This is a genomic window from Streptomyces sp. NPDC031265, from assembly GCF_055570295.1.
In genome coordinates, this window is record NZ_JBVIHM010000021.1 from 157573 (window position 1) to 164708 (window position 7136).

General features: G+C 72.3%; 5 protein-coding genes. 2 read left to right on the plus strand and 3 right to left on the minus strand.

All coding sequences use genetic code 11. The features are described 5' to 3' along the window. Nucleotides 1–30 precede the first annotated feature (30 nt). From ACZ499_RS28070 to ACZ499_RS28080, 3 genes are all read right to left on the minus strand, one after another. Complete coding sequence (locus ACZ499_RS28070; RefSeq protein WP_468679023.1) at nt 31–1410, minus strand: CitMHS family transporter; 1380 nt, start codon at nt 1408–1410, stop codon at nt 31–33. Nucleotides 1411–1532: 122 nt separating this feature from the next. Next, entirely contained in the window at nt 1533–3752 is a 2220-nt protein-coding gene (locus tag ACZ499_RS28075) for a molybdopterin oxidoreductase family protein (protein ID WP_468679016.1), read from the minus strand. 172 nt (nt 3753–3924) lie between these two features. Beyond that, on the minus strand, nt 3925–4539 hold the full coding sequence (locus ACZ499_RS28080; protein WP_468412084.1) for a TetR/AcrR family transcriptional regulator: 615 nt from the start codon (nt 4537–4539) through the stop codon (nt 3925–3927). A 97-nt stretch (nt 4540–4636) separates the two neighbouring features. On the opposite strand from ACZ499_RS28080, the gene hmgA reads away from it, so the two are divergent. Both hmgA and ACZ499_RS28090 read left to right on the plus strand, forming a co-directional pair. Then, the gene (gene hmgA / locus ACZ499_RS28085) at nt 4637–5956 is read left to right on the plus strand and encodes a homogentisate 1,2-dioxygenase (RefSeq protein ID WP_468679017.1); all 1320 of its coding nucleotides are present in this window, start codon (nt 4637–4639) and stop codon (nt 5954–5956) included. A gap of 250 nt (nt 5957–6206) precedes the next feature. Then, nucleotides 6207–6989: a GntR family transcriptional regulator gene (locus ACZ499_RS28090; RefSeq protein ID WP_468679019.1), complete on the plus strand. Its 783-nt coding sequence runs from the start codon at nt 6207–6209 to the stop codon at nt 6987–6989. Nucleotides 6990–7136 lie beyond the last annotated feature (147 nt).

The following is a 7136-nucleotide window of genomic DNA, read 5'->3' on the forward strand; positions in this document are numbered from 1 at the left end:
CCGGTGTCCGCGCCCTGCGTCCGGGCCGCCTCAGATGATCCCGAAGAGGATGCCCGCGCCGAGGACCACCAGCGAGGTGAGCGCCGCCCACTTCACCGTGAACCGGGTGTGGTCGCCGAACTCGACCTTGGCCATGCCCACCAGGACGTACACGGCGGGAACCAGCGGGCTCGACATGTGCAGCGCCTGTCCGGCCAGCGAGGCGCGGGCGATCTCCACGGAGGAGACGCCGTGCGCGGCACCGGCCTCCGCGAGGACCGGCAGGACGCCGAAGTAGAAGCCGTCGTTGGACATGAAGTACGTGAGCGGCAGGCTCAGGAGGCCGGTGACCAGCGCCATGTGCGGGCCCATGCCGTCGGGGACGGCGCCGACCAGCCAGTCCGCCATGTGCTTGACCATGCCGGTGCCGTTGAGGACGCCGGTGAAGACGGCCGCGGCGAAGACCATGCCCGCCACGTTGACGACATTGTCGGAGTGGGCGGCGATCCGGGCTTTCTGGTCCGGCATGTGCGGGAAGTTGACGGTGAGCGCGAGCGCCGCGCCCAGCAGGAACAGCACCGGGATCGGCAGCCACTCCATGATCATGGCGGTGAGCAGCACCACGGTGAGGGCCGCGTTGAACCAGTACAGCTTGGGGCGCAGGGTCGCGCGCTTCGGGTCGAGACCCTGGAATTCGGGCGCCTCGGGCAGGTCCTGGTCCGACCCGCCGCCCGCACCCGGGCGCGGCGGCTCGGAACCGCCCGCCGCGACCAGGACCGTCTCGCTCTCCGGCTCCAGGACCTCGTCCAGCGTCAGGTAGCCGAGCCGCTTGCGCTCGCGGCGGCCGAGGACGTACGCGAGGACGAAGACCGCCACCAGGCCGACCGCGAGGGCCGGGATCATCGGGACGAAGATGTCGGACGCGTCGAGCTTGAGGGCGGTGGCGGCGCGGGCGGTCGGGCCGCCCCAGGGCAGGGTGTTCATCACGCCGTTGGCGGTGGCGGCGACTCCGGTCATCACCACTGGGCTCATCTTCAGCCGCTTGTAGAGCGGATACATCGCGGAGACCGTGATCATGAAGGTGGTCGAGCCGTCGCCGTCGAGCGAGACGATCGCGGCGAGCACCGCCGTACCGACGACCACGCGTACCGGGTCGGCCTTGCAGAACCGCAGGATGCCCCGGACGATCGGATCGAAGAGGCCGACGTCGATCATCACGCCGAAGTAGATGATCGCGAACATCAGCATCGCGGCGGTCGGCGCGAGCTTGCCCACGCCGTCGACCACGTAGTCGCCGAGGTGGGCTCCCTTGCCCACGAAGACGCAGAAGAGGGCGGGGATCAGAACCAGCGCCGCGATGGGCGACAGCTTCTTCAGCATGATCAGAACCAGGAAGGTCGCGATCATGGTGAAGCCGAGGACGGTCAGCATGGAGGACACCTAACGTTCACCCTTGAACTCCCACCAGGGGGCTGGCGGTGGGATGACGTTAGGTCGGCCCTTCCGGCGTTAACAAGATGTTGACACGTGAGCAATACGAGCAAAACCCCAGGTCAACGAAGTGCGACCAGTTCGACCGGGAAACCGTTGAGCACCGCCGTCCCCGACAGCGGGTCCAGGCGCGAGCCGTCGAGCAGCTGGTTGACGTTGACCCCGGGCTGCCCCGCGGCGACCCCGAGCCGGGTCCCGGGGCGGTTGTGCCCCCACCCGTGCGGAAGGCTGACCACACCCGTACGGACGGAGTCGGTGATCTCCACGGGCGCCGCCACCTCGCCGCCGTCCGCCTTGACGCGTACGGGATCGCCGTCGCGCAGACCGAGGCGCGCCGCGTCCTCGGGGTGTACGTGGAGGGTGCAGCGGTTGGAACCTCCGTTCAGGGACGGGATGTTGTGCAGCCAGCTGTTGTTGGAGCGCAGATGGCGCCGGCCGACCAGAACGAGCCCGTCCGGGCGGGCGCCGAGGGCCGCGCGCAGCCGGGGCAGATCACCGGCGATCGGTGCGGGCAGCAGCTCGATCCGCCCGCTGCGGGTCCGCAGCGCCTGCGGCAGCCGGGGCTCCAGGGGGCCGAGGTCGATGCCGTGCGGATGGGCGAGGACCCGCTCCAGGCTGAGGCCGTCCGGGGCGGCGCCGAAGCCGTCGCCGTAGGGGCCGAGCCGCAGCATCATGTCGAGCCGCCGCTCGGGACCGTTCTCCCCGGTCAGCGCTGCGGCGAGCTCCTTCGGATCGCGTCCGTGCACGGCCGAGTGCGGGTCGGCCACGGCCTTGCCCAGCGTACGGTCGACGACCATCGCGTCCACGGCGTCCGCCGGGGCGCCGTGCATACCGGTCGCCGCGAGGACGAGCCGGGCGTGGATCTCGCACTCGTCCAGCCTGTCCTCGGCGAGCGGCACGGCGGGCCGGGTGTAGCGGACCTGGTTGCGCACGGCGAGCGCGTTGAAGGCGAAGTCGAAGTGGGCGCTCTGCGAGGGCGGCGGCGGGGGCAGCACGACGTCGGCGTGGCGCGAGGTCTCGTTGAGGTACGGGTCGATGCTGACCATGAAGTCGAGCCCGGCCAGAGCGCGGTCGAGCCGGTCGCCGTCGGGGGCGGAGAGCACCGGGTTGGCGGCGCAGACGATCAGCGCCCGGATCTTCCCCTCGCCCGGCGTCTCGATCTCCTCGGCGAGCGCGGCCGCCGGCAGCTCGGACTTGGCCTCCGGGTGGCCGCCGACCCGGCTGCGCCAGCGGCCGATCTCGAACCCCTTGCCGGGCCCTGCCGGACGCGGGGCGCGGTCGGTGGCGGAGAGCGGGAAGAGCGCGCCGCCGGGCCGGTCCAGATTGCCGGTGAGGATGTTGAGGACGTCGACGAGCCAGCTGGCGAGGGTGCCGTGCTCCACCGTGCAGCTGCCGATGCGGCCGTAGACGGCGGCGGTGGGCGCGGCCGCGAGCTCCCGGGCGAGGACGCGGATCTCGTCCGGGTCGAGGTCGCAGGCCGCCCCGGCCGCCTCTGGGGTGAACTCCCGTACGGCCTCCTGGACTTCGGCCAGCCCCTCCACCCGGTGCGCGAGCTCCCCGAGCGAGGTCAGCTTCTCCTCGAAGAGGACATGGGCGAGCGCAGCGAGCAGCAGCGCGTCGGTCCCGGGCCGCGGGGCCAGATGCCGGTCGGCCAGCTTGGCGGTACGGGTGCGGCGCGGGTCGACGACGGTGAGGGTGCCGCCGCGCCGGCGCAGCGCCTTGAGCTTGCCGGGGAAGTCGGGCGCGGTGCACAGGCTCCCGTTGGACTCCAGGGGGTTGGCGCCGAGCAGCAGCAGGTGGTCCGTGCGGTCGAGGTCCGGCACCGGGATGGCGAACGGGTCGCCGAAGAGCAGCCCGCTGGAGACGTGCTTGGGCATCTGGTCGAGGGTGCTGGCGGTGAAGAGGCTGCGGGTGTGCAGCCCGCCGAGCAGTACGGGCGGGTAGAGGGCCCCGGCCATGGTGTGGACGTTGGGGTTGCCGAGCACGACCCCGACGGCGTCGGCGCCGTACGTCTCGACCACCGGCCGCAGCCGCGCGGCGACCAGGTCGAACGCCTCGTCCCAAGTCGCCTGCTCCAGCCCGCCGTCGCGGCGGACCAGGGGCGCGGTGAGCCGGTCGGGGTCACTGTCGACCTCACCGAAGGAGGCGCCCTTGGGGCAGATGAACCCCTGGCTGAACACATCGTCGCGGTCGCCGCGGGCGCCGGTGACCCGGGTCCCCTCGACGGTCAGGGTCAGCCCGCAAGTGGCTTCGCAGAGGGGGCAGATGCGGAGTGCGGACATGGGGGGTCCTCCCCGGGGGCGGCGGGTGGTGACGCGCGGGCGGTTTTGAGCATACCGACCGGTAGGCATGGTGGCGAGGGCTGAGGAGCACCGGGGATTGCTCGGGAGCACCGGGGACTGGGAAACCCCGAGGGCTGCGGAAGACCGTTGCTGCCGCGCCGTGGCCGAGGGCTCAGCCCAGGGTCCTGGCCAGATACGCGTGCAGCAGCTCCCGGGTCTCGGACACGATGCCCGGATCCCCGTCCGGGTCGGTGCGGAAGGCGAGCCGCAGCAGGGCGTCCGCCGCCTCCACCGCGACCAGGATGGTCCGGCGCAGCTCGGCGTCGGGGGCGCGGCCGAACTGGGCCGGGAGCAGCTCGGCGAGCCGGTCGGCCAGGAGGTGGTTGGCGTCGGTGGCGGGGTCGACGACCGGCTGCGGGCCGCCGAAGTCGACCAGGTTGAACCCGGGCACGGTCTTCTTCAGGACCAGGTACTCGTCGAGCACCGCGTCGATCGCCCCGCGCCAGTCCTCGGCCTCGATCGTGACGAGCCGGGCACCGACGATCTCCGCGAACCGGTCCAGATTGCGGGCGGCGAGCGCCTCCGCGAGCGCCCGCTTGTTGCTGAAGAAGCGGTAGACCGAGCCGATGGGCACCCCGGCCCGCTGGGCGACGGCCCGGGTCGAGAGCTCGTCGTAACCGGTCTCGTCCAGGAGCTCGGCGCAGGCGTCCAGGATGCGGCTGAGGCGCTCGGCGCTGCGCTGCTGCACCGGTGCGCGGCGGAGGTTCGCATGGGGCACGGGCCCCATCATGCCGCTCTCGGCCGGTTTTGCCGTTGACGCGGTCGAATCCGAATCCTACGGTGACCCATAGGATTGCAGGATTCTTCGGCGGCGGGAGCGGTAGATGACGACCAGCAGCGAGCAGGCCAGGAAGACGGCGGAGGCGCTGACGTACTCCCCCGGGTTCGGCAACGAGCACAGCTCGGAGGCGGTTCCCGGCGCCCTGCCGCATGGCCGGAACTCGCCGCAGCGCGCCCCCCTCGGGCTGTACGCGGAGCAGCTGAGCGGCTCCGCGTTCACCGAGCCGAGGGCGCACAACCGCCGCTCCTGGCTGTACCGGATCACACCGTCGGCCGCGCACCCCGCCTTCGTCCGCACCGACAACGGCCGGCTGCGCAGCGCGCCCTTCACCGAGACCGTGCCCGACCCCAACCGGCTGCGCTGGAACCCGCTGCCCGAGCCGGAGCAGGGCACGGACTGGCTGGCGGGCCTGTGGACGCTGGGCGGCAACGGCGACGCCACGCAGCGCACCGGCATGGCGGTGCACCTCTACCACGCCAACGCCCCCATGGACCGGGTCTTCAGCGACGCGGACGGCGAGCTGCTGATCGTCCCCGAGCACGGCGGACTGCTGCTGCGCACCGAGTTCGGCCTGCTCGCGGCCCGCCCCGGCGAGGTCGCGCTGATCCCACGCGGCGTGCGCTTCCGGGTCGAGCTCCTTGACGAGACGGCCCGCGGTTACGTGTGCGAGAACTACGGCCAGCCGTTCCAGCTCCCCGACCTCGGCCCGATCGGCGCCAACGGCCTCGCCAACGCCCGCGACTTCCGCGCGCCGGTCGCGGCGTACGAGGAGGTCGAGGGCCCGGTGGAGGTGGTGAACAAGTTCTGCGGCAATCTCTGGTCCGCGCGGTACGACCACTCCCCGCTGGACGTGGTCGCGTGGCACGGCAACCACGTCCCGTACGTGTACGACCTGCGCCGCTTCAACGTCATCGGCACGATCTCGTACGACCACCCGGACCCGTCGATCTTCACGGTCCTCACCTCCCCGTCGGACACCCCCGGCCTCGCGGGCGTCGACTTCGTCGTCTTCGCGCCGCGCTGGCTGGTGGGCGAGGACACGTTCCGGCCGCCGTACTTCCACCGGAACGTGATGAGCGAGTACATGGGCCTGATCGAGGGCGCGTACGACGCCAAGGCGGAGGGGTTCGTGCCCGGCGGCGGCTCGCTGCACAACATGATGTCGGCGCACGGCCCCGACCGGGAGACGTTCGACAAGGCGAGCGCAGCGGAACTGAAGCCGCAGAAGATCGACGACGGCCTCGCGTTCATGTTCGAGACCCGGTGGCCGGTGACGGCGACGGAACAGGCGGCGTCGGCGGGGCATCTGCAGCGGGGGTACGACGAGGTGTGGCGGGGGCTGGAGCGCCACTTCCGCGCGTGATGCGCGGGGGCGGGGCTCGGCTCGCCTGCCGGGGCGGGTACTGCCGTGGCCCGGCTCGCTTGCCCGGGCGGGGTGCTGCCGGACTCGGATCGCCTGCCGGGAGGGGGCTGCCGGTTGCGCCCGGCTTGCTTTCCCGGCGGGTGCTGTCGGGCCCCGCGCGCTCGTCCGGACCGGGCTGCGCCGGGCCCCCGGCCTCCCGGATCCTGATCAGTACCTTCCGCTTCGCCCCAGAGCCTGATACGGAATCCCCGTGACCTCCTCGACCTCCTCCCCCACTCCCCCGGCCTCCTCCTTCGCTCCCGACTCGCTGGTCCTCAACCGCAAGCTGCCGCTCTGGTACCAGGTCTCGCAGTCCCTGCGCGCGTCGATACTCGGCCGCACCCCGGACGCCTCGCTGCGGCTGCCCACCGAGGAGCGGCTGGCCGCGCACTACGGCGTGAGCGTGCTGACCATGCGGCAGGCGCTGAAGGAGCTGGAGGAGGAGGGGCTGATCACCCGGCACCGGCGGCGCGGCACGTTCATCGAGCCGGCCGCGCGGCGCGGGGCGCCGGTGCGGCTGCTCGGCTCGATCGACGCGATCGTGGCGCAGCAGTCGGGCGAGCCGACGACGGTGCTCGGGCACGGGCCGGAACCGGTGCCGGGGGAACTCGCGGAGTACTTCCCCGACTGCGCGTCGGTCGTCTCCTACCGGCGCCTGCGGCGGGACGGGGAGAGCGGGGAGCCCACCAACTGGGCGGAGAACGCGGTACGTCCGGAGCTCGCGGCCGGGATCGACGTGTCCGACCTCGAACGGTGGCCCATGACGAAGGTGCTGCGGGACACGGTGGGGGTGCGGATCAGCCGGATCACGGACACGGTGGAGGCTCGGCTGGCGGATCCGGTGACGGCGGAACTCCTTGAGGTGCCGCTGCTGTCGCCGATCCTGCACTACACGGGGGTGACGTACGACGCGGCGGGCCGGGTGGTGGACGTCGCCCGCATCCGGTACCGGGGGGACCGGTTCTCGTTCTCGGTGACGGTGGAGGCCCGTTGATCTGTCCCCCACCCTGCCCCTTCCCGCCGTGACATGTGCGGCTCCGCCGCGTGGCCTCCGGGGGTGGGTGGGGGTGAAGGTGGTTGTCCCGGGGGCTGCGCCCCCGGACCCCCGGGCGGGGCCCGCGGGCCCCTGCACCCCGCTTTC

Excerpts from the sequence above, each read along its gene's own strand:
- ACZ499_RS28080 (WP_468412084.1), bottom strand. The coding sequence starts at position 4,539 with ATGGGGCCCGTGCCCCATGCGAACCTCCGCCGCGCACCGGTGCAGCAG.
- ACZ499_RS28070 (WP_468679023.1), bottom strand. The coding sequence starts at position 1,410 with ATGCTGACCGTCCTCGGCTTCACCATGATCGCGACCTTCCTGGTTCTG.
- hmgA (WP_468679017.1), top strand. The coding sequence starts at position 4,637 with ATGACGACCAGCAGCGAGCAGGCCAGGAAGACGGCGGAGGCGCTGACG.
- ACZ499_RS28075 (WP_468679016.1), bottom strand. The coding sequence starts at position 3,752 with ATGTCCGCACTCCGCATCTGCCCCCTCTGCGAAGCCACTTGCGGGCTG.